The sequence below is a fragment of the Pseudomonas sp. LB3P93 genome (assembly GCF_054898025.1).
On record NZ_CM142713.1, the window covers coordinates 3,119,494 to 3,143,663 of the forward strand.

Sequence of the window (24,170 nt, forward strand, 5' to 3'; positions counted from 1 at the left end):
GGGAATGCCTCTTTGGACGCTCCGCGTCCGTTTTTGGGACGCAGAGCGTCCCGGGCTGCATTCCCACGCGGAGCGTGGGAACGATCTGTCAGTTGAGTTGGCGCCGATACGGCAAATCCGGCCCGGTCTTGCTGCATGTCAGCGCCGCTGCCTGCACTGCAAACTTCAACATTCCGTCGATTTGCTCGCGCTCAAGCGATTGCACGCCCGCAACTGAATCCAGCTGCTGCTCGGTCAGCCATGTGATCAACGCCGCCTGGAACGTATCGCCTGCGCCTACGGTGTCGGCGATTTTTACTGAACTGGCCGGCACCGACCACGAACCATGAGTGCGGCTGAAGACCGTCGCACCCTCGCCACCACGGGTCAAAAACACCAACTGACAACGATGCTGCAGCCAACCCTCGATCACCCGCTGCGGATCCTGCTCGGGGTACAGCAGGCTCAAATCCTCATCGCTGACTTTGATCAGGTCCGCCAATTCAACCAGCGTCGCAATCCGCGAACGCCACAGATCGATGTTTGGCTCAGGATTGAGTCGCACATTCGGGTCAAGGCTGATCAAACGCTTACCGCTTTCCCGCTGCACCAACGCCAGCAGCGTGTCGGCAATCGGCTGCACCACCAGGGAAAACGAGCCGATGTGCAAACCGCGCACTTCTGGCCCCAGCTCAGGCAGATGCTCAGGTTTGAGCTGCCGATCCGCGCAACCTTCGCCCCGGAAACTGTAATGAGGTGAGCCATTGGCGCCGACGGCAACCATCGCCAAGGTCGTGGGCGCAGCGAAATCGACCAAATAGTCGGGACGCACGCCTTCATCTGCAAGCACCTGCTGCAAACGCCGGCCGAGGTAGTCGGTCGACAACCCGGCAAACAGCGCCGACTCGACACCCAAGCGCCGCAGTCCGACCGCGACGTTGAACGGTGAGCCGCCGGCAATCGCCTTGAAATTCACTTTTGAAGCCAGGCCGCTGGCGTCGTCTTCACTGAAGAAATCGAACAGCGCTTCGCCACACACCAGATACATAATTGTTCACTCTTTAAAGGTTTGCGACATGCTGTTGATAGCGTTCATAGGCCTGCTGACAGGCCGCCACATTGTCGGCAATCGGCAAGGTTTCACTGGCCGGATCGAGCTTTACGCAACGCTCGCAAAGGTCCGCCAGACTGTCCTCGTGGCCGTTTGCCCAAGACTTGCACCACGCCGCCTGAATCGCCGCGCCGAGGGCGGCGGCTTCGCTTTGCTCGGTGCAGATGACTGGGGTGTTCATGATGTCGGCGACCATCTGCCGCCACACCGGACTTTTCGAGCCGCCGCCGATCAGGCAAATGCTGCGGCTTTGTAAGCCATTCTGGCGCAGCAGGTCCAGTCCGTAACGCAAACCGAAGGTGGTGCCTTCCACCACGGCGCGGCACAGGTTGGCCTGGGTCAGGTTGGTCATGGTCAAGCCCAGCAGGCTGCCGGTGGCGTGGGGCAGGGCGGGGACGCGCTCGCCGTTGAGGAACGGCAACATAAATACGCCTTCGGCGCCGATGGGCGCTTGTGCCACCAAGTTGTTGAACTGCTCGATATCGAGGTCGAACAGCTCGCGAATGACCCCCGTGGCGTTGGTCAGGTTCATGGTGCAGATCAGCGGCAGCCAGCCACCGCTGGAAGAGCAGAACGTCGCGACCGACGCGTCCGGGCTGACTTTCGGCTGCTCGGAATAGGCGTACACGGTGCCTGAAGAGCCGAGGCTCATGGTGATCGCGCCGGGCTTGATGTTGCCGGTGCCAATGGCGCCCATCATGTTGTCGCCGCCCCCGCTGGAGACCAGCGCCTGCGGGTTGATGCCCAGGTGTTCGGCGATACCCGGCAGGATCGTGCCGACTGCTTGATGCGCATCGATCAACTCCGGCAACGCGGCTTGCAGGCGTCCGCTCGGGTCGATGTCGCGCAACAACTGCAAATCCCACTGACGGCTGCGAACGTTGAAATACCCGGTGCCGGATGCGTCGCCGTATTCGCTGCAACTGCGGCCGGTGAGCCAGTAGTTCAGGTAGTCGTGGGGCAGTAGGATGCGGGCGATTCGGGCGAAAATGTCCGGGTGCTGTTCTTGGGTCCATAGCAGTTTGGAAACGGTGTAGCCCGGCGCAATGACCACGCCGAGGCGCTCCAGTGAGCCTTTTTCGCCGCCGAGGTGAGTCAGCAGACGGTCGTTTTCCGGGGTGGATTCGGTGTCGCACCAAAGCTTCGCCGGACGCAGCGCATTGCCTTGATCATCGAGCAGTACCAGGCCGTGTTGCTGGCCGGAGACGCCGATGCCGAGGATGTCCTGACCGTCGACTTTCGCCGCGAGCAACGCACGGCGGGCGGCCAGGGCGAACGCTTCCAGCCACTGACTGGTGTCTTGCTCGCGACGACCGTTGGCGCCGCTGATCAAACTGTGCGCGGCGGCACCCTGGCCGAGTACCTGACCGCTGTGGGCGTCGAGGATCACGGCTTTGGTGCCTTGGGTGCCGCAGTCGATGCCGAGGAATAAGTGTTGGTTTTTCATGTGTGCCCCGCACAGATCGTTCCCACGCTCTGCGTGGGAATGCCGCAATGGACGCTCTGCGTCCGCTTCTGAATGGGACGCGGAGCGTCCCGGGCTGCATTCCCACGCAGAGCGTGGGAACGATCATCAAGCGGCGAGGATTTTTTCCAACGTCCGCGTCACTCCCACCTCCCGCAAGCTGTTGCAGCACCATTCAAACGCCGCCACAAACTCCGGCGAACGCGGAATCGCTGTCCCGAAAATCTCCTCGACTTCGAGCAACCGCTGGGTAATCAACACATCATCCGCCACCAAGGCCTGGCAGAACGTCGCCCGCGGATCGGGAATCGAATAGGTATCCCCATTCTCATCCACCCCCTTCAGATACAACGCCCAGGCCGCGACCACCAGCGCGGCACGCTTGGTGTCCCGGCCATCGGCAATCAGCCGATTGATCGTCGGAAGGGTGAACTTGGGAAACTTCGACGAGCCGTCCGAACACACACGTTCCAGCTGATCGGCAATCGCCTGATTGGAGAAGCGCGCAACCAGCGTGTTTTTGTAATCCGTCAGATCAATCCCAGGCACGGGCGACAGTTGCGGCGTGACATCCAGGTCCATGTAAGCACGCATGTAGCGCACAAACAGCGGGTCATTCATGGTCTCGTGGACGAAGCGATAACCCTTCAGGAACCCCAGATACGTCAGGGCCAGATGACTGCCGTTGAGCAGTTTGATCTTCATCTCTTCATACGGCGTGACGTCGTCAGTGAATTGCACGCCGACCTTTTCCCAGGCCGGACGCCCGTTGACGAACTTGTCTTCCAGCACCCACTGCACAAACGGTTCGCAGACCACCGGCCAGGCATCGTCGACCGCGTGCTTGTCGGCCAGTTGCAGCCGATGCTCGGTGCTGGTCATCGGCGTGATGCGGTCGACCATGGCGTTGGGAAAGCTGACGTTGCTGTCGATCCAGTCGCGCAGATCGGCATCGCGTAAAGCGGCGAAGGCCAACAAGGCTTTGCGGGTGACCGCGCCGTTGTGCGGCAGGTTATCGCACGACATCAAGGTGAAGGCCGGCGTGCCGACGGCGCGGCGTTTGGCCAGTGCGGCACAGAGAAAGCCGAACACGGTTTTCGGTGCGTTCGGGTTTGCCAGGTCGTGCTGGATTTGCGGCAGGTGCGCCATGAACTCGCCGTTGCTGTCGTCGATGCAGTAACCGCCCTCGGTAATGGTCAGCGAGACGATACGGATCTCCGGACTGGCGAGTTTGTCGATCAAAGCGGCTGCGCTGTCTTCGGCCAGCAGCATGTCGCGAATCGCGCCGATGACCCGAACTTCGGTGTCGTCGGTGTCGCCCAGCTCGAACAGGGTAAAAAGGTAATCCTGCTCTTTCAGGTCATCGCGGGCGCGGCGGTCTTCGGCGCGCAGGCCGACCCCGCAGATCGCCCAGTCGAGACCTTCACCGGTATTCATCAAGGCGTCGGTGTAATACGCCTGATGGGCACGATGAAAGCCGCCGACGCCAATGTGTGCAATGCCCTGGCGCGTATCGCTCAGGGTGTAGGCGGGCAGGACCACCTCGGGGGCGAGGCGGTTGAGGTTCTGTTTATTGAGTTTCATCACAGGTTCTCTAAATCAGGCCGCTGCGCGCAGCGGGCGGGTGAGCGCCACGCCGTCGGCATCGAATAAATGGCAGTGTTCGGCGTCCAGGTGCAGGCTCAAGGCTTCGCCGTAACGGCTTGCCAGGTCGCCACGAACCCGCATGGTCAGCGCTTCACCGGAAGAGGTCACGACGTGGCAGAAGGTGTCGCTGCCCAGGCGTTCGCTGACGTCGGCGGTGACTTGCAAGGTGCAGTCACCGGTTTGCGCAAGATTGAGGTGTTCCGGACGAATGCCCAGGGTCACCGCGCCGCCGACGTTCAGGTTGGCGCGGGCCAGCGGCAGCGTGATGCGGGTGCCGGCGTCCAGCAGGACTTCACAGCTTTGACTGTCGACGCGGGTCACTTTGCCCTTGAGGAAGCCCATTTTCGGCGTGCCGAGAAAGCCTGCGACGAACAGGTTGGCCGGCTGGTGGTACAAGTCCAGCGGCGAGCCGACTTGCTCGATTTTGCCGCCGTTGAGGACGACCACTTTGTCGGCCATGGTCATGGCTTCGACCTGGTCGTGGGTCACGTAGATCATCGTCGCTTGCAAGTCTTTGTGCAGACGCAACAGTTCCAGGCGCATCTGCACTCGCAGGGCGGCGTCGAGGTTGGACAGCGGTTCGTCGAACAGGAAGATTTTCGGGTTGCGCACGATGGCGCGACCGATGGCGACCCGTTGACGTTGACCACCTGACAGTTGCTTCGGCTTGCGCTCCAGCATCGGTCCCAGTTCAAGGATGCGCGCCGCTTCGCCGACTTTTTTCTCGACTTCAGCTTTCGGCACGCCGGCGAGGTCGAGGGCAAACGACATGTTTTTGCGCACGCTCATGTGCGGGTACAGGGCGTAAGTCTGGAACACCATCGCCAGGTCGCGCTTGGCCGGGCTGACTTCGGTGATGTCACGACCATCTAGTTCAATGGTGCCACCGCTGACTTCTTCCAGCCCGGCGATCAGGCGCAGCAACGTGGATTTACCGCAGCCCGACGGGCCGACGAAGACCACGAATTCCTTGTCGTTCACTTCCAGGTCGATGCCTTTGATGATGGAAAAGCCTTCGAAGCCTTTTTGCAGATTCTTGATTTTCAGGTTGGCCATGATGGCGCTCCTTTTTGCTGATTCTTTGAGGGCTACTTCACGGCGCCGAACGACAGGCCGCGGACCAATTGTTTCTGGCTGATCCAGCCGAAGATCAGGATCGGCGCACAGGCCAGCGTCGACACTGCCGATAACTTGGCCCAGAACAGCCCTTCAGGGCTTGAGTACGAAGCGATCAACGCGGTCAACGGCGCGGCTTTCGATGAGGTCAGGTTCAGTGACCAGAACGCCTCGTTCCAGCACAGGATCAGCGACAGCAGCACCGTGGAAGCGAGGCCGCCCTTGGCGATCGGCAGCAGCACGCGGACCATTTCTTGCCACAGCGTGGCGCCGTCGAGGCGTGCGGCTTCGAGGATGTCTTTTGGGATGTCTTTGAAGTAGGTGTAAATCATCCAGACCACAATCGGCAGGTTGATCAGCGTGTAGATCACAATCAGGGCGATGCGCGTATCGAGCAGGCCGAAGCTCTTGGCCAACAGGTAAATCGGCATCAGCACGCCCACCGGCGGCAGCATCTTGGTGGAGAGCATCCACAGCAGCGTGCCTTTGGTGCGCTGGGTTTCGTAGAACGCCATGGAGTAGGCCGCCGGCACGGCGATCAGCAGGCACAGAGCCGTGGCGCTGAACGAAATCACCACCGAGTTCCAGGCGAAGCTGAAGTAATCGCTGCGCTCGTTGATGTGCAGGTAGTTTTCCAGCGTCGGGGTGAAGATGAATTGCGGTGGCGTGGCGAAGGCATCGATTTCGGTTTTGAAGCTGGTCAGCACCATCCAGAAGATCGGGAAGAAGATCAGGATCGCGATGCCCCAGGCCAGGGTGCCGAGCAGCAGGCTTTGCAGGCGGCGGGATTGTTGAAGAGTCATGGCGCAGGCCTCAGGCTTTGTCTGTCAGGTTTTTGCCGATCATTCGCACCAGCACGATGGCCGCGATGTTGGCGATCACTACCGCGATCAAACCGCCGGCGGACGCCATGCCGACGTCGAACTGCACCAGCGCTTGGTTGTAGATCAGGTAGGCGAGGTTGGTCGAGGCGTAGCCGGGGCCGCCGTTGGTGGTGGTGAAGATTTCGGCGAACACCGAGAGCAGGAAGATGGTTTCGATCATCACCACCACGGCAATCGGCCGCGCCAGGTGCGGCAGGGTCAGGTGCCAGAAGATCGCGATCGGCCCGGCACCGTCCAGGCGCGCGGCTTCTTTCTGTTCCTGGTCGAGGGACTGCATGGCGGTCATCAGGATCAGGATCGCGAAGGGCAGCCATTGCCAGGAGACAATGATGATGATCGACAGCAGCGGGTAATGCGCCAGCCAGTCCACCGGTTGCGCGCCGAACAGCTTCCACACGTAGGCGAGAATTCCCGACACCGGGTGGAAAATCAGGTTCTTCCAGATCAGCGCACCGACAGTGGGCATGATGAAGAACGGTGAGATCAGCATCACCCTCACGATGCCGCGACCGAGGAACTCACTGGCTTCCAGCAATGCACTGATCAGCACGCCGAGGACGACGCTGATCAGCAACACGCTACCGACCAGCAACAGTGTGTTGGTGGCGCCGGGCATGAACCCGGAGTCAGTCAGGAAGTAAGTGAAGTTCTCAAGCCCCACGAACTGGTTTTCGCCGGGGTAGAGCAGGTTGTAGCGGATCATCGAAAAGTAAACGGTCATGCCCAGTGGCACGATCATCCACAGCAGCAACAACGCCACCGAGGGACTGACCAGAAACCAGCCGGGATTGGCCAACCGGCTTTTACGCACCGGTTGGGGGATGTCCATGTGAGCTTTGGCAGTTGAAATATTCATGGCATTAAACCGATTAGGACAGACAGACGAAGATCAAAATGCGAGAGCGGGCTTGTGTGGCGAGGGAGCTTGTCGGGGCGCCGCATAGTCCCGCTCGACTGCGAAGCAGTCGCAACGCTTTTGGGGGCGCTTCGCACCCCAGCGGGAGCAAGCTCCCTCGCCACACAAGCCCGCTTCCACACGGATTGCTTTAATCCTGTGGGAGCGTGGCTTGCCCGCGATGGAGTCAACTCGGTGTCCAGGCATTCAGGACAGTTGCACCCACCGCACCGTTGCTACTTGGGATAACCGGCGCGCTTCATCTCGCGTTCGGTGGTTTGCTGGGCGGCCGCCAAGGCCTGGTCGACCGTGGTCTGGCCGATCAGCGCCGCCGAGAACAACTTGCCGACCTGGGTGCCCACTGCCTGGAATTCAGGAATCGTCACCAACTGGATGCCAATGTAAGGCACCGGTTTGAGCGTCGGCTTGCTCGGGTCTGCCGCTTTCAGCGATTCCAGCGTGACCTTGGCAAACGGCGCGGCACTCATGTACGCCTCGCTGTAGGTCGAGGTCCGAGTGCCGGGCGGCACGTTGGCGATGCCGTCTTTTTCGGCGACCAACGCACCGTATTCCTTGGATGTGGCCCACGCGCTGAAGGTTTTAGCTGCGTCCTTGGCCTTGGAACTGGTCGGGATCGCCAGCGCCCAGGAATAGAGCCAGGCCGAACCTTTGTCGGTGGTCTCGTGGGGGGCGTAGGTGAAGCCAACGTGGTCACTGACCTTGCTTTGGGTCTTGTCGGTGACGAAGGAGCCGGCGACGCTGGCATCCACCCAAATCGCGCACTTGCCACTGTTGAACAGCGCCAGGTTTTCGTTGAAACCGTTGCTGGAAGCACCCGGCGGGCCGGACTTCTTCATCGTGTCGACGTAGAAGTTCAGAGCGTTTTTCCACTCGGGGCCGGTGAATTCCGGTTGCCACTTCTCATCAAACCAGCGCGCACCGTAGGCGTTGGCGACGGTGGTGATCAGCGCCATGTTCTCACCCCAGCCGGCCTTGCCACGCAGGCAGATGCCGTACTGTTCTTTGTCTTTATTGGTGAGTTTGCTGGCGAATTCGCCGATCTGGGTCCAGGTCGGATGCTCAGGCATGGTCAGCCCGGCGTCCTTGAACAGGTCGGTGCGGTAATAGGTGATGGAGCTTTCCGCGTAGAACGGCAAGGCGTAGAGCGAGCCCTTGACCGAAAGGCCTTCACGCACCGAAGGGAAGACATCGTCGAGGGCGTAAGTGGCCGGCAAGTCCTTCATCGGCTCCAGCCAACCCTTGGATCCCCAGAGTGCGGCTTCGTACATGCCAATGGTCAGCACATCGAACTGCCCGCCCTGAGTGGCGATGTCGGTGGTCAGGCGTTGGCGCAGCACGTTTTCTTCCAGCACCACCCAATTGAGCTTGATGTCCGGGTGCCCCGCCTCGAAGGTTTTCGAGAGCTTTTGCATACGGATCATGTCGCTGTTGTTGACGGTGGCAATGGTCAGGGTCTGAGCGCCGAGGCTGACGCTGCTGAGGGTCATGCAGGTGAGGGCAAGCAGAGCTTTTACAGAAGGTTGCATCGTGCACTCCTTTTCTGCACCCAGCGGGCACAGAAGGACAGTTATTGTTTTTGTGTCTTCCGAAGGCAAGGAAGAATGTGCACTGATTACAGCCTTCAATTGAAGATGAGACAAATCATCCGTCGCACTTGAATCGATACTATTTTGCACTCGATCTGGAAACCCGGAATCTAACGACTGGCGCCCTGTAGCAGCTGCCGAAGGCTGCGTTCGAGGGCGTAGCCCTCGCCGGAGCGGAGCTCAGGGTGATTCTGGAAGATTGTGGTCGTGCGTTTGGCGCCTGCTGCGCAGTCGAACGCAGCCTTCGGCAGCTGCTACAGGGACAGGCGTCAGTGCTGATTTTGCTCAGTCAACCGCTGCACCGCCAGACGCCGATAATGCGAAGGCGTCATGCCCTTGAGCTGCTGAAACCGCCGATTGAAGTTGGAAATATTGTTGAAACCCGATTCGAAACACACATCGGTCACTGGTTTGTCGCCATCGGCCAGCAGCTCGCAGGATTTGCTGATACGCAGGCGATTGACGAACTCAATGAAGCAGCGCCCGGTGGCCTGTTTGAACACCCGGCTGAAATAAGTCGGCTTCATGCCCAAGTGCTCTGCAACTTCTTCAAGCGGCAGCTCCCGGGCGTAATGCGCAAAAATATAATCCACCGCCCGGTTGGTGCGATCGATGTTGTGTTCATCTGCCAGTTGCGGCGTGGTGGCACCCGACAGCAATTGAAAGTCGTCAGAAGCCGCGAGCAGTTCCAGCAGAATAAAAAAGTGCCCCAGCCGGGTGATGCCTTTGGTATCGGCAATGCGTTGCATCAAGGTCATGGCCTGGCGGATGGTGCGTTTGCAACGAAATTCGATGCCGTACTGCGCACGTTCCAGCAGTGGCGCCAAGGTCTTGAGTTCCGCGAATACCTGATGGCCGCTCTCGAACAACTCATCGGTGAAATTGACCAGCATGTCGCGTTTGGGCACTACCTCGTCTTCGGCCACCTGGCTGATCCAGTTGTGGGGCAGATTGGGGCCAGTCAGGAAAAGGGATTCCGGGTAAAAGTTGCCGATGTAGTCGCCGATGAACACCTTGCCGGAACTGGCAACGATCAGGTGCAGTTCGTATTCCTTGTGGAAATGCCAGCGCACCAAAGGGCAGGGGAATCCATGTTGGCGATAGATGATCGACAACCCGTTGTGGTCGTCCATCAGTTCGTAGGAAGGATCGGTGACTCTGGCGGTTCGGGTCATGTCAGGGCGCTTTTTATTGTCATTGCACCCTGATCATGCCTCTTTCCAGGCCTGTAATGCCAGCGGCAACGCTCCGGGCGCTACACCGGTTCCCGAGCATGCAAGGCATGACCGTAAACGGCTTTCATGCTGGTGGCCGTCCAGCAATAACGAACGATCTCTGATTCATCAAAAAAGTCGGTATTGATAATGCTGCAGCGCGTCACCCAGTCCCGGGTGGGATTAAACCAGTCATTGATCTGGTTTTTGATGTCTTGAGGCCCTCCCAGAAACGCGTAGCTGGTGGCCGATAACGACCATAGAAATGTTCCGAAAGGCGGGTTTTCGAGTGTGTTGGAAATATGGGTCTTGAGATCCTCTGTGTCGGTAAATCGCTTGCTGCTCCACTTGTGTGTAATGCGCGGCCAGAAGTAATCCTCATCCAGTTCCCGATGTGCAAGCGCCGACAACACCACCCTGCGGCGAGTGCTGATCCGCTTGAGCTCGCCGATGGTTTTTGTGTCGTTGTCGGGCGTTATGATCCGCTGTCCGAGTCGACTCACCAGAAGATCATTGAGTTTTTGATAATCAAAAGGTTTGGACCCGTCTGCAAGCTGGTGGAAATCCAGCACAATGAATTCATCCGGATTTCGGTCAAGGAACGCTAAAACAGCCGTGATCAGTTCATCGAGGACGCGATGGGACTGGTGTCCATTGTGATGAAAATAGAAGATCGACTGGTCAGCACCCTCGGTATAGCCCAAGCGGATATCAAAGGCCCGTGCGCCATTGGACAGTTGCCAGGCAAATGAACCGTTTTGACACGTCGTCCAGTTGCCGATGACCACATCATAATTAGATGCTCGTTTATCCATGCCGGCGTTATGGGCGCCGGGCCAGACGACATCGGTCAGTTTTATACGATCGATGTCGAGGACATTGCTCATCCACTTCTGTTTATCGAGATTCCCTTCTATAGATTGTGTCATGTTTATTCCCGTCGGTTACCTACACCCCATCCGTGAGGTGAGTTAATTGATGTGTATGACCAAGCATAGAAGGGCATCAGGACAATGCCAGCAACGGAAATATTTTCATAAATATAGCTAACTAATGGCGCGCGACAATTGCACTTTGATCTTGGTATCAGCGGTGCTTAGCGTTCGCCTTGATGATATTGGCGTTCCGACAATGGCGCACCAACTTCGATGCTTCCAAAAAGTCAATATTGATAATGCTGCTATTTAGTATCCAGTCGTTAATAGCAGGATCAAACCACTCATCAAGATGCTCCGCGATATTCACCGGCCCTCCCACTGCATGGTAGCTGGTGGCGGACAGTGACCATGGCAGGCCACCTGGCGGGTACTTCATCACCTGTGTGATATGGGCGTTCAGCTCGCTGACGCTGGTGGTCGCAATACCGCTCCATTTGTGCTCGATTTGCCGACAAAACCAGCGCCAGTCGAGGTCCGGATGGCTGTCGGTGGCTACCAGCACTCGCTGAACATCACTGACTTGCTTCAGTTGCCCCAGTGTCAGATGAGCATTGCGTGAAGGGATCATCCGGTCACCCAGGTGCGTCAACAGGAGCCTGCTGAATTCCTTGAAATTGAAAGGAATGCTGTCCGACTTCAGCTCATGAAAATCGAGCAGGATAAATTCGTCAGGGTTTTCCTGAAGAAAACGGATAACGCTCGTAATGACATTCTCCAATGAACGGGAGGACCGGAAACCATTGTGTTGAAACCAGAATACCGAAACACCGTTACTTTTGACTTCATACTCCAGTCTTAAATCGAGTGCGCGAGCGCCTTGGGTTAGCTGGAAGTAAAAGGAGTTGTTTTGGCAAGCGGCCCAATGACTCACGCCGGGTGCCACGTAAGAGGCTTTTTTGTCGACGCCTGCATTGTGAGTGCCTGGCAGGGTAAGCTCCATGAGCGTTAAATAATCCAGGGCGGGCGTGTTACTCATCCAGTTATTAAGTGTAAGGTCCCGGCTATCGTATGGGGAGTATTTTAGATCGTATATCAGGGCGTTAGTCATGATGCATCCTTGCATGTTTGACAAGTAGTTAATGGTGCAATCGTTTGCTTGGAACTTTAAGCGATCCAGTGCCTATTTATAAACATCCAACCATCAAAAAACCAACTAAGGTTGATGCGAAACGTATCGTCAGGCCTGTTTTAGTATCAGGCGTCTTCTTTATAGCGATTCTTCGCTTCAATCCATTGCGACATGTACTGAGTGCTCTTGTGCTGATGATGCCGCAACATGCTGCCGGTGAAGTTATCTCGGCGAATAGAGGACAGGCGATGTCGGCAGTCCTCTATTCTGGCAATCAATGCCGGCCCATGAGTGCCCTGTTGGTACCGATTCGTCAGCAATTCCAGCCCGAACGTCTGCGCCTTCAACCACTGAGTTTTGTCTGTATGGAGTTGCACGGCGCAATCAGCGAGCGCCTGGGCCGATCGGGTGATCGATCCCGGCCACGGCTCGTCGCCGTGCATGGCTTCCGCGCCTATCGGTGTGGTGACGTTCGGCGTACCGCAAATCATTGCATCAATGATCTTGCCTTTGATCCCGGCACCGAATCTTAACGGCGCCAGGCACACGCGCGCCGCCGACATCACTTGCAAGGCATCTTCCGCCCAGTTCATGACATGAAAACCCTGGGCCGGGTTATGCAGTGCAGTGGCCTTGGGCGGCGTATAGGCGCCATAGATGTGCAATTGAGCGCTGGGAAGCTGTTCGCGGATCAACGGCCAGATCGCGTTCTTCATCCAGAGCACCGCATCCCAGTTCGGCGCATGTCGAAAGTTACCGATGCTGAGAAAGTGCGCCCGATCTTCGAAGGTGGCGGGCGGCACGCTCGGCGGTTCGACCATCAGCGGACACCAATGCAGCAGGTTGCGCGGCATTTTGAACTGCTCGACCAGCAACTCTATTTCCACTTCAGAGATCATCAGGTTCAAGTCGCAACGATACAGCGCGGCGATTTCCCGTTTGGCCAGATCGGTATCGGCCATCAATTCGAACTCTTCACGCAACGCGGGCGCGAACAGGTCGCTGAAATCATTGTTATCGTCACTTGCCTTCAAGCGGTCCTTGAGGCGCTGATGCCGGGCGTGTCGCAGGCTTTGCAAATCCGAGGTTTCAAGCACACGCAACGCGTCAGGACAGTGTTTTTCTACACGCCATCCGAACTGCTCTTCCATCATGAATTGATCGAACAGCACGATATCCGGCGCCAGTTCACTGATAAACGTGTCGAAACTGCTGTTGTTCAACTCGATCGGCACTTCGCGAATACCCAACGCCGTCAGGTCGGCCCGATGCTCGCCAGTGCCGGCCGGACTGCTGAAGGTAATGTCCCAGCCTTGCTGCAAGAACGTATCGAGGATTTGCATGACATGCCCACTGGCCGCCGAAGAACGAGGCTCGGGCCAGACGTAACCGATGACCAGGACTTTGGTGGCGGGCGGCTGAGTCATGAACAGTGATCCTTTGCAGCAAGCGAGTGGGCAAAAAAGGGCGCAATTAAAACACAGTACAGTGGTGGTCGCATGCGCCCTGTTTCAGTCACTCGGTACGTCTGAAACTCAGAGAATGTTGATTTTTACCAGTGTCTGCCCGCTGACGTATTCATGGTTGGCATTTTTGAGTGCCGCTTTCATGATCGCTATATTCTGCTGATACGCTTGCTTGTTGGTCTTTAATTGGCTCAGCAGCGATGTCGTCAATGCAAACGAGTCAGCATTTTTAAATGCCGTGCCGCGGTTGTAGTTGGTATTTGGAAAGCTCGGCAGGCCCATGGACATCTTGCCGTTGGCGAGATTCAGGAGTGGAGTTACATCCAGTTGCTGAGAACCACGCTCATATATTCCGCTGTGTTCGGCGTAGGCGAAATCTTTGGTTTTCGGCGCGCCGTGGAAAATTTCATGTACGAAAGTATCGGCGGTGATGCCCGGGTTGAAATGATCCCTGCGATAAGCTTCGTTGAAGTTGTTGCTGTGGATCCTGATGAATTCGTGATGGGTGTTTTGTGCCTTGTTGCCGTTCTTCCAATCGTTGTAGAGCCCCCAATGCAGCTCGGCTATTGCATCGCTTTCTTTACCGCTGTCGAGTATGAAGTTGCCGGGTTTGATATTTGAAAGATCCTCTCTGGCTGCCATCAGGTAGTCGCGGTAAGTACTTCGACCTGCGGAAGTGTCATTCCCAAGCAGAAGGTCAAGAACCGCATTCGATTCCTGAATCAGCGTTGGGTCATTCAATACGTTGATGGCATCGTCTATTTTTTTGCTGGCGAGTGGTAAACCTTCTTTGATCACTGTACGAGCGTAGCTTTTAGGCATGACTTTATGCCAGTGAGGGATGGGCAGTTTGAGTTTGAAATCAAATCCCTTCAGTTTGGCTCCCCAAGGCTCGCCCAATCGGTTCAGAGCGTACCATTCGTCATTGCGGCGTATCCCCCATACCTGGAAGGCCTCTTGGGAAGTTTGCGCGGGACGCCAGGTTCCCAGGCGAATAGTGTCAGGGTCGACGGTTTCGGCCAGTAGGCTGTGTGGCGTTATGCCCGCCCATTTGCGCGCGTCGAAAATCGCGTTATCCAATGCGGCCACACTGCTGCGCCACGTTTTGCGCAACAGTTTTGCGCCATGTAAAAACAAGTCGGATGCTCCGTCCAGCGGATTGATCAGGCTGCCCACCAATCCGAGTCCCGTCGAAGCGAACTTGCCGGCCTTGGTCGCAATGCTCATGCTTTTGGCGGCAAGACTGGCAATCTGAGCGACGGCGCCGACGACTAACAGAACGGTCATCGTGGCTTCTAAAGTACAGGCCGCTACCCCTTGGAATTGTCGATCCTGATCGTCTGAGTTCAGGTCTTCGATGCAGGATTTGAAGGGCACGACAAAGTTGAGAAAAGTATCCAGATCCTTTTCCCGTTTTGCGCGCACTGCCTCCAGTTTTGTCTGTCCCCAGCACTCTTTCACCAATTCATCGTAGGTCGCGATCGGCCGATGCTTGAGTACGAAATTCACCAATGGGTCGAACTCTGTGGAATAGAAACTCTGGTAGTAACCGTTGATTCCCGGTGCCAGTGGAGACGCTGACAACTCACCGATTTTTTCGATCACACCAGGACTGACGTTGACGACGCCGGGTGTGACCCCATGGGTATAACACTCGATGTTCGTGGGCAGCTGAAGCACCTTCGCTGGAGGCGAGTAGTTTTTTTCACTGCTGCGAACGGTTGTGTTTAAAAGGTTTTCCTCTTGGATAAGCGCTGCCAGCTCGGTGTTCTCGCGACAGGTTCCGTGCAAGGTGAATAATTCGTAACACGTCACTCGGCCTTCAAAGTGTGAACAGATGACGACACCGTAGCGACCCTTTGCCTCATCGATGTCCTTATGACTTTCAGTGGGTTTGCTCCCGGTCACCTTCAGGACCGCTTCAATGGTCGACGCTATGGGATTCGTGGGAAGGCTGGTGATCGAGTGGAGTTTCGCGACTGACGGTCTTACGGTGAACATCGTCACCTTGCCTTCTAGCAGGCGTGTCCGATCAGGCAGTGGCATTGATGAAAAAGCCTGCTTCAAATGCATGTTCATTGCTTTTACATGCACCACATAGTCGCGATTGAACCGACGGTAGAACTCACCGTCAGGAGAAATCAGGTTGGGGAGCATTTTGGGAAACGCTTTGTAAATACTTTCGCCATTCTTCAGATCCCAGTCACCGGTCCGCAGATCGTTGGACATGTGCAGTTCTACAGGCGATACGGGAAACGGGTCGGCGTAAGCATCCTCCAGCGGTCGATTTTTCCGTTGGTGAAGGACGTCACTTTCAAGATAGGCACATCCTTTGGCGACCTGCTTGAGGATGTCCAGTGCGACGCTTTTACGAGTTGGCAGGGGGCGAGACAATGTTTCGGCCGTTTCGGCAAGCGTCTTGGCATGTCGGTCGTACGCGCCTAATGTCACTTCAAGCGAGTCCGAGACCGACTTCGATACATCATCCGGCGTGATGATCTTGTTGAGTAACCCCCAATCAATCACCGGGTCCACGGCAGCCAGAGCGTCAAGCGTCTTTCGCGACTCGGAGACCGAGTCAAACTTCGACAGTTGGTGTAGCTCTGCATAAGTCATCGAGCGCGTCGATCCCGGCGCAATGATTTCCTGCACCGAGACGACCCGGCAAAATTCGACCCATGGCGGCGTTCCCAATAACAGGGTGGAAGGTAAATCTCTGACCAGAAACTCCGGTGCGACCTCTGCCAACAACAGGTGAGCGGCCAGTGCCGCATCTCTTTCGGTAATTCGGTGGTTCTCGATCAGGTGCCTTTCGAATGCCGTTTGAATATCGGCGAAGGAGTTTTCCATGTGCTCGACAGCATACAAGTTGAAACCTGCCACATGATTGCGATGCTCTAGTTCGCCGACGCCCGGATGAAGATTGAGCAAGAGCGAAGTCAGCATAATTTGCTTGAGCGACTCATCTGCTTGGGGTTGGTTTTCTTGTGCTCCATACCAGCCCAGATCCCGCACGTAAGCGTTGGCCCAGTCAAAAGCGATGGGGCTGGAAACGAGGTTTTCAAGAACGTCCTCAGCCTCCGAGCGTTTGAAAGGCGTAGGCCGTCCGCCAAAAATGCTATTGACCAGATGCTCCAGTAACGACTGATCCTTGATGTAGCTGGCGATGAGTTTGCGGAATTCGCTGCGCTGAACGGCAGAAAGAGTGACTGAATTGTCTCCCCCGGCTTTGATCATTTCCCAATAGTTACCAAGCGGTGGACTCACTGGAGGCTTCAGTTCCATGAATTCTGTCAGCCTGGAACCTTCGGCGGCGGTTCGGGGAATAACATAACCATGAAATTTGAGCCATTGCGCCAACTCGACATGGTCAGCGAGGGAGATGACGCCGCCGGTCAATTGCGCCATTTCAACCAATGTATGGAGATCATCTTTCAGATCCGGTACAAGTTTGAATGCGTTCGCAAAGCCAAGTGTTTTGCCAGCGTGTCTTGCATTTATTTCGCCGTCGGAAGTTACTTCGAACAGCGAGTGCTCGGGAAGGTTGAAGGTTGTCGTTAATTTTTTGAAAGAGTTGTGTTCGGACATTTTCTGCAGCAGTTCCCTGCCTGGTTGCAGAGCGTCATCAAGCGTCGAACCAGGTTCCAGTGAGATGACGGCGCCTTTCAGTGTGATCACTTGCGAAGGGTCAAGCTCTTCTCCTCGCTGATTTAGTTTGTACACAACTTCCTGTCGCTCATGGGTGTCGCTTTGAATAGGGTGATATTGAACAGCGGAGTAGGGGACAGATCTGGACAGGCATAGTTGAGCTGGAGAGTTTGCATGTTTGAGAGTCATGACAGGGCCATTTGTTTTGGGTTTATGTTTGAGAGATCCTCTTTAGTTATCTTGCGTTTATCAAGAATTGCTGTGTAAGTGCGTTTTGCTAGTGTTGGGCATTCTGAGTTATGTCATTTATAACGTGCCAATGCAAAGCCACCCCTTCATTGCCATTTGAAGGGGGTTGATTGTCGATAAATCTATTTAATAATGCTCTTGACCTTGTCCCGCAACTGATCAATGGAAAACGGTTTACCGATCACTGACATGCCAGCCGGCACCTCAATGCTCTCTGCATACCCACTGGCAAACAGAATCGGCAACTCAGGGCGCAGCATCCGGGCTTGTGTCGCCAATTCACGACCGTCCATCACTGGCAAACCCACATCGGTCATCATCAGATCGATGTGCTGGTCTTCATCGTTGAGAAATTCGAGCGCCTGTTCGCTGCCATCGGCCTCAAGGACCTTGAACTCCAGTTCCTCCAATACGTCGACGATCAGCATGCGCACGATGGCATCGTCTTCTACTACCAGGATGATGGACGGGGCGGAGGACATAAGAGGGCTCTCAAGTGAAATTCAGGGTCGCCGGTCGATCGAAATCGCCGGGCTCTTGCATGAGTAAGTCGCGGATCCCGACAAGTTCCCAACGCTGTGCAAAAAAGAATAGCTGTACAAGAGACGGCAGGATAACCGCTCCTTTGACCGAGAGCAGCTAAATGCAGGGATTTGCCCGGATCCACGTCAGAAAATTGGATCAATGTGCCAGTTTTGGGGCAAACTCCTTGGTTTTGAACAGTTCGACAAGGCCTTCCCATGACCCCTGCGTCTTCGGTTGATGAGCAACGATTCCGTAAACTCCTGAGCCGCAACATCAGCCTGCCGTTGGGTGTCGGTGTGCTCAGTGCGGTGTTCTTTGTCTCGCTGATCACCTACCTGCTGTCGGTGATCCAGTGGGTCGAACACACCGACCGGGTGATCAATAACGCCAACGAAGCGGCGAAGTTGACCGTTGATCTGGAAACCGGGATGCGGGGTTTTCTGCTCAGCGGCGATGAGCATTTCCTCGACCCCTATGAAACGGCCAAGCCGAGAATCGCGGTCGCGCTCAATACCTTGCTCGAACTCACTGCCGACAACCCGGTTCAAACCGACCGTCTGCACCGGCTCCAGGCCTTGCAGCAGGAGTGGGCCAACTACGCGCAGTCGCTTATCGATCTGCAGCGCGCCAGCGGCGATTATCGCAGTGTCGTCAAGGCCGGGCGGGGCAAGCGGCTTACCGATGAGATCCGCAAGCAATTCGAAGACGTGATCGACATGGAGCAGCAGTTGCGTACCACGCGCAACGAAGACGTGCGCCGCACCACGATCTGGAGCATCACCCTTTACCTGTTGTTCATTCTCGGTATCAGCGGTTTGCTGGCCTACATCGGCCGTCGTGATTTGCTCAACCTTTCGCAAAATTACAGCGCCAACCTCGCTGCGCAAAAGGCCAGCGCCTCGCGTCTGGAGCAGCAAGCGTGGCTGCGCAATGGCCAGACCGAACTGGCCGAGCAAGTGTTGGGGCAACTCTCCCTCAATCTGTTGGGGCGCAACATCCTGCAGTTCTGCGCGCAGTATCTGGGCTCGGCCGTCGCCGCTATTTATGTGCGCGAAGAACATGGCGGCCTCAAGCGTGTGGCGTCATACGGTTTTTCTCGTGAGCAGGAAGAGCGCGACCAGCAGATCTACAGCGATGAAGGGATTGTCGGCCAGGTGGCGCAACAGGCTCGTCTGATTCGTCTCGACAACGTGCCAAGCGACTACTTCAAAGTCAGTTCGGGCCTGGGCGAAGGCTTGCCACATAGCGTGCTCGTGGTCCCAACCAGCGACGATGACCGGGTCAACGGTGTGATCGAACTGGGCTTCCTGCGTCCGCTGGACGACCGCGACATCGAGTTGCTTGAGTTGATTGCCGGCAACATCGGTACATCGATCGAGGCCGCTCGCTATCGTCAACGTTTGCAGGAAGTACTCGCCGAAACCCAGCAACTCAACGAAGAGCTGCAAGTTCAGCAAGAAGAACTGAAAACCGCCAACGAAGAACTCGAAGAGCAGTCGCGGATTCTCAAAGAGTCACAGGCTCACCTGGAAACCCAGCAAGTCGAGCTGGAGCAGACCAACGAACAACTCGCCGATCAGGCGCAGATCCTCGCCGATCAGCGCGATGCGATGGACCTGAAGAACACCGAGCTCAATCAAGCCCAGGTCCAGCTAGAAGAGCGCGCCGAAGAGTTGCAGCGCTCGAGCAAGTACAAATCCGAGTTCCTCGCCAACATGTCCCACGAACTTCGCACGCCGCTGAACAGTTCGTTGATTCTGGCCAAGTTGCTGGCAGAAAACCCTCAGGAAAACCTCAGCGCCGAGCAGGTGAAGTTTGCAGAGTCGATCTATTCCGCCGGCAACGACTTGCTCAATCTGATCAACGACATTCTCGATATTTCCAAGGTCGAGGCCGGCAAGCTGGAAATGCGCCCTGAAAACACCAGCGTTGCGCGTCTGGTGGATGGGCTGCGCGGGATGTTCGAGCCGATGGCCGCTGACAAGAAGCTGAAGTTTGAGGTCGACTTGCAACCCGGTTCGCCGATGATGCTGTTCACCGACCGCCAGCGTCTGGAGCAAGTCATCAAGAACCTGCTGTCGAACGCGGTGAAATTTACCGAAAAAGGTACGGTCAGCCTGACGGTGGCGTCCCAGCCAAACGATGGCATCGCCTTTATTGTCCGCGATTCCGGGATCGGCATCGCCGCCCACCAGCAGGAAAGCATTTTCGAAGCCTTCCGCCAGGCCGACGGCACCACCAATCGCCGTTATGGCGGCACTGGCCTGGGCTTGTCGATTTCCCGGGACCTGGCCGCGTTGCTGGGAGGTTCGATCAGCGTCACCAGCGAACCGGGGCAGGGCAGCGTGTTCACTCTGGTGCTGCCACAGCAATACGTTGAACCGAACGACGTGCCGATTGCACCGATGCAGGCCACGCCGGTCGCCATGGCGCCGAGAGCGGCAGCGCCCGTGCTGGTACCGTTGATTGCCGAAGTCGATATCCCGCGTTTCGACGATGACCGCACCAAGGCGCCATTTACCACCCGTTGCATTCTGGTGGTGGAAGACGAGCCGAACTTTGCACACATTCTCTACGATCTGGCGCACGAACTGGGTTACCAGTGCCTGGTTGCCCATGGTGCGGACGAAGGGTATGACTTGGCCAAAGAGTACATTCCCGACGCCATCCTGCTGGACATGCGCCTGCCGGATCATTCCGGGCTGACGGTCTTGCAGCGCCTGAAAGAACATGCCGAGACACGCCATATCCCGGTTCATGTGATTTCCGTCGAAGACCGGGTCGAGGCCGCCATGCACATGGGCGCCATCGGTTATGCGGTCAAGCCAACCACTCGCGAAGAACTCAAGGACGTGTTCGCCCGTCTCGAAGCCAAGCTGACCCAGAAGGTCAAACGAGTGTTGCTGGTGGAAGACGATGATTTGCAGCGCGACAGCATTGCTCGCCTTATCGGCGACGAAGACATCGAGATCACCGCCGTCGGTTTCGCCCAGGAAGCGCTCGATCTGCTGCGTACGACTATTTTCGATTGCATGATCATCGACCTGAAGCTGCCGGACATGCTTGGTAATGATCTGCTCAAGCGCATGTCCACCGAAGATATCTGCTCGTTCCCGCCGGTCATCGTCTACACCGGACGCAATCTGACCCGGGACGAAGAGTCGGAACTGCGCAAGTACTCGCGTTCGATCATCATCAAGGGCGCTCGCTCACCGGAGCGTTTGCTGGATGAGGTCACACTCTTTCTGCACAAAGTCGAATCCAGGTTGTCCCATGAACGCCAACGGATGCTCAAGACCGCGCGCAGCCGCGACAAGGTCTTCGAGGGCCGCAAGGTGCTGCTGGTGGACGACGATGTTCGCAACATCTTCGCCCTGACCAGTGCGCTGGAGCAAAAGGGAGCAGTCGTGGTCATCGGCCGGAACGGCCGCGAAGCGATTGAAAAACTGAATGAAGTCGAGGACATCGATCTGGTGTTGATGGACGTGATGATGCCGGAGATGGATGGTTTCGAAGCCACCATCGAGATCCGCAAGGACCCGCGCTGGCGCAAGCTGCCGATCATTGCAGTCACGGCCAAGGCCATGAAAGACGATCAGGAGCGCTGCCTGCAAGCCGGCTCCAACGATTACCTGGCCAAGCCCATCGACCTGGATCGCCTGTTCTCGCTGATTCGCGTGTGGTTACCGAAGATGGAACGCATTTAGTGGAACGCATTAACTCAGTGGAGCGAAACAGCGAGATCGAATTGCGGTTGTTGATCGAGGCGATCTACCTCAAGTACAGCTACGACTTTCGCGACTACTCTGGCGCTTCGATCAAACGTCGGGTCAAGCATGCGTTGGTGCAATTTGAGTGCAATACCATTTCGGCCTTGCAAGAAAAGGTGCTGCACGATCCGACCGCGTTCATGCAGTTGCTGCAATTGCTGACGATTCCGGTCAGCGAGATGTTTCGCGACCCTTCGCATTTTCTGGCGATCCGCAACGAAGTGGTGCCACTGCTCAAGACGTATCCGTCGATCAAGATCTGGATTGCCGGTTGCAGCACGGGTGAAGAAGTCTATTCGATGGCGATTCTGCTGCGCGAAGAAGGCTTGCTCGATCGCACCATTATTTACGCCACCGACATCAATCCGCGTTCGCTGGAGAAGGCCAAGCAAGGGATTTTCTCCATGGAGAACGTCCGCGCCTACACTCATAACTACCAACAGGCAGGTGGCCAGCGCTCGTTCGCCGACTACTACACGGCGGCCTATGGCTATGCGATTTTCGACAAGACCTTATGTGAGAACGTGACCTTTGCCGATCACAGTCTGGCGACCGACAGCGTGTTCTCAGAAACCCAATTAATTTCGTGTCGTAATGTTTTGATCTACTTTAATAAAAAGCTTCAGGACCGGGCGTTCGGATTGTTCCATGAATCCCTTTGCCATCGTGGATTCCTGGTGCTGGGCAGTAAGGAAACCCCGGATTTTTCGGCCTTCGGCAACCAGTTTGTGCCCTTGGTCAAACAAGAACGGATCTACCGTAAATCATGAACAATGCAGCGGATTTGCCTTCTGTGGAGGCTGTCGTGATCGGTGCTTCGGCCGGTGGGGTGGAGGCGTTGCTGGGCATCCTAAGCCCTCTGCGCGAAGGCTTCGCGCTGCCGATCATTGTGGTGCTGCACCTGCCTGACGAGCGTCGTAGCCACTTGGCCGAAGTGTTCGATCGGCGGGTGGCCATGCCTGTTCAGGAGGCCCGGGACAAGACGCAGGTCGAAGCGGGAACGCTGTATTTCGCGACGCCCGGTTATCACTTGTCGGTGGAGCATGACCGCACCTTTTCCCTGAGTCTGGAAGACCGCGTGCATTACTCGCGGCCCGCCATCGACTTCCTGTTCGAGTCGGCTGCCGATGCTTTCGGCCCGGCCTTGGCCGCTGTCCTGTTGACCGGCGCGAACCGCGACGGCGCCAGCGGTCTGGCCCAGGTAAAACGTCGCGGGGGCCTGACCATCGTGCAGGACCCGAACGAAGCCCAGGTCGCAACCATGCCTCGGGCAGCGCTGGATTTGCATCACCCGGACCACATTCTCCCTATACGCGGCATCGGCCGTCTGCTTGTCGAGCTGGAACGAATAGCATGCTGAGTAACATCCAAGCCAAACTGCTGATTGTCGATGATCTGCCGGAAAACCTGCTGGCGCTTGAGGCGCTGATCAAGCGTGAAGACCGCATCGTCTATAAAGCCTTGTCCGCCGACGAAGCCTTGTCGTTGCTGCTGCAACACGAATTCGCCATGGCCATTCTCGATGTGCAGATGCCGGGCATGAACGGCTTTGAACTGGCCGAGTTAATGCGCGGCACGGAAAAAACCAAGAACATCCCGATTGTGTTTGTCAGTGCCGCCGGCCGCGAGCTGAACTACGCGTTCAAGGGTTACGAAAGCGGTGCCGTGGACTTCCTGCACAAGCCGCTGGACATTCATGCGGTCAAGAGCAAGGTCAACGTGTTCGTCGACCTGTATCGCCAGAGCAAGGCGATGAAGCAGCAGGTCGAAGAACTGGAACAGGCTCGCCGCGAGCAGGAAGCGCTGCTCAAGCAATTGCAGACCACCCAGAATGAGCTGGAACAAGCGGTGCGCATGCGTGATGACTTCATGTCGATCGTCGCCCACGAAGTCCGTACGCCGCTCAATGGCCTGATCCTCGAAACACAGTTGCGCAAGATGCACCTGGCCCGGGACAACGCGTCAGCGTTCACCCTCGACAAGATGCACGCCATGGTCGACCGGGACGAGCGGCAGATCAAAAGCCTGATCCGGCTCATTGAAGACATGCTGGATGTTTCGCGCATTCGCACCGGCAAGCTGTCGATCCGCACGACGAAGTTTGACCTCGTGCAATTGGTCAGCAATCTGTTGCAAAACTTCGCGCCGCAGGTCGACGCCGCCGAGTGTTCCGTTACGTTTACGGCTGAACAGCCAGTGGTCGGCAACTGGGACGAATTTCGTATCGAACAAGTGATTTCAAATCTGCTGACCAACGCCTTGCGTTATGGTGGCAAGAGCCGGATCGATGTCAGGGTCTACTGCCACGAGGGTCAGGCACGGGTTGAAGTGCAGGATCGCGGGATCGGTATCAGTGAAGAAAACCAGAAGCGTATTTTTCAACAGTTCGAGCGAGTGTCAGCCAAAACCGTGGTCGCGGGGCTGGGACTGGGGCTGTTTATTTCCGAACAGATCGTCGCCGCCCATGGCGGTTCCATCGCCGTCGAGAGCAAGATCAACGAGGGCGCCTTATTTCGCGTTTGTCTGCCGCTGTAGGAAAACAGCCCGATAAACGCAACCTCTGATCGACCCCATGGTCGTATCAGCA

At 56.6% G+C, this 24,170-nt stretch carries 17 protein-coding genes; 4 read left to right on the forward strand and 13 right to left on the reverse strand.

The window, feature by feature from the left end; translation table 11 throughout:
• Positions 1-88: 88 nt before the first annotated feature.
• The 13 genes from ACYZT8_RS14215 to ACYZT8_RS14275 form a co-directional block, all read right to left on the reverse strand.
• Positions 89-1,027, reverse strand: a complete 939-nt coding sequence (locus tag ACYZT8_RS14215) for a carbohydrate kinase family protein (RefSeq protein WP_461982051.1) — start codon at positions 1,025-1,027, stop codon at positions 89-91.
• Between the two features lie 13 nt (positions 1,028-1,040).
• Complete coding sequence (xylB, locus tag ACYZT8_RS14220; RefSeq protein ID WP_461982053.1) at positions 1,041-2,537, reverse strand: xylulokinase; 1,497 nt, start codon at positions 2,535-2,537, stop codon at positions 1,041-1,043.
• Between the two features lie 126 nt (positions 2,538-2,663).
• A complete protein-coding gene (locus ACYZT8_RS14225; protein ID WP_461982055.1) occupies positions 2,664-4,139 on the reverse strand; it encodes a mannitol dehydrogenase family protein in 1,476 nt (491 codons plus the stop codon).
• Positions 4,140-4,154: 15 nt separating this feature from the next.
• Entirely contained in the window at positions 4,155-5,258 is a 1,104-nt protein-coding gene (locus tag ACYZT8_RS14230; RefSeq protein ID WP_461982057.1) for an ABC transporter ATP-binding protein, read from the reverse strand.
• Between the two features lie 32 nt (positions 5,259-5,290).
• On the reverse strand, positions 5,291-6,121 hold the full coding sequence (locus ACYZT8_RS14235) for a carbohydrate ABC transporter permease (RefSeq protein WP_461982059.1): 831 nt from the start codon (positions 6,119-6,121) through the stop codon (positions 5,291-5,293).
• A 10-nt stretch (positions 6,122-6,131) separates the two neighbouring features.
• On the reverse strand, positions 6,132-7,058 hold the full coding sequence (locus ACYZT8_RS14240) for a carbohydrate ABC transporter permease (RefSeq protein ID WP_461982061.1): 927 nt from the start codon (positions 7,056-7,058) through the stop codon (positions 6,132-6,134).
• A 275-nt stretch (positions 7,059-7,333) separates the two neighbouring features.
• Positions 7,334-8,644, reverse strand: a complete 1,311-nt coding sequence (locus ACYZT8_RS14245; RefSeq protein ID WP_461982063.1) for an ABC transporter substrate-binding protein — start codon at positions 8,642-8,644, stop codon at positions 7,334-7,336.
• A gap of 329 nt (positions 8,645-8,973) precedes the next feature.
• The gene (locus tag ACYZT8_RS14250) at positions 8,974-9,879 is read right to left on the reverse strand and encodes a helix-turn-helix domain-containing protein (RefSeq protein ID WP_461982065.1); all 906 of its coding nucleotides are present in this window, start codon (positions 9,877-9,879) and stop codon (positions 8,974-8,976) included.
• Positions 9,880-9,959: 80 nt separating this feature from the next.
• The gene (locus ACYZT8_RS14255) at positions 9,960-10,847 is read right to left on the reverse strand and encodes a phospholipase (protein ID WP_461982067.1); all 888 of its coding nucleotides are present in this window, start codon (positions 10,845-10,847) and stop codon (positions 9,960-9,962) included.
• A 157-nt stretch (positions 10,848-11,004) separates the two neighbouring features.
• Entirely contained in the window at positions 11,005-11,904 is a 900-nt protein-coding gene (locus tag ACYZT8_RS14260) for a phospholipase (RefSeq protein ID WP_461982069.1), read from the reverse strand.
• Between the two features lie 146 nt (positions 11,905-12,050).
• On the reverse strand, positions 12,051-13,352 hold the full coding sequence (locus ACYZT8_RS14265) for a glycosyltransferase (protein ID WP_461982070.1): 1,302 nt from the start codon (positions 13,350-13,352) through the stop codon (positions 12,051-12,053).
• 108 nt (positions 13,353-13,460) lie between these two features.
• Positions 13,461-17,228, reverse strand: a complete 3,768-nt coding sequence (locus tag ACYZT8_RS14270) for a hypothetical protein (protein WP_461982072.1) — start codon at positions 17,226-17,228, stop codon at positions 13,461-13,463.
• 182 nt (positions 17,229-17,410) lie between these two features.
• On the reverse strand, positions 17,411-17,770 hold the full coding sequence (locus ACYZT8_RS14275; protein ID WP_461982074.1) for a response regulator: 360 nt from the start codon (positions 17,768-17,770) through the stop codon (positions 17,411-17,413).
• 258 nt (positions 17,771-18,028) lie between these two features.
• On the opposite strand from ACYZT8_RS14275, the gene ACYZT8_RS14280 reads away from it, so the two are divergent.
• Genes ACYZT8_RS14280 through ACYZT8_RS14295 form a run of 4 tightly spaced genes read left to right on the forward strand, consistent with a single transcriptional unit; the run spans position 18,029 to position 24,118 of the window.
• On the forward strand, positions 18,029-21,520 hold the full coding sequence (locus tag ACYZT8_RS14280; protein ID WP_461982076.1) for a response regulator: 3,492 nt from the start codon (positions 18,029-18,031) through the stop codon (positions 21,518-21,520).
• Complete coding sequence (locus tag ACYZT8_RS14285; protein WP_461982078.1) at positions 21,520-22,353, forward strand: CheR family methyltransferase; 834 nt, start codon at positions 21,520-21,522, stop codon at positions 22,351-22,353. The genes ACYZT8_RS14280 and ACYZT8_RS14285 overlap by 1 nt, the downstream gene beginning before the upstream one ends.
• The gene (locus tag ACYZT8_RS14290; protein ID WP_461982080.1) at positions 22,350-22,943 is read left to right on the forward strand and encodes a chemotaxis protein CheB; all 594 of its coding nucleotides are present in this window, start codon (positions 22,350-22,352) and stop codon (positions 22,941-22,943) included. The genes ACYZT8_RS14285 and ACYZT8_RS14290 overlap by 4 nt, the downstream gene beginning before the upstream one ends.
• Positions 22,937-24,118: a hybrid sensor histidine kinase/response regulator gene (locus tag ACYZT8_RS14295; RefSeq protein WP_461982082.1), complete on the forward strand. Its 1,182-nt coding sequence runs from the start codon at positions 22,937-22,939 to the stop codon at positions 24,116-24,118. Before ACYZT8_RS14290 ends, ACYZT8_RS14295 begins: the two co-directional genes overlap by 7 nt.
• Positions 24,119-24,170 lie beyond the last annotated feature (52 nt).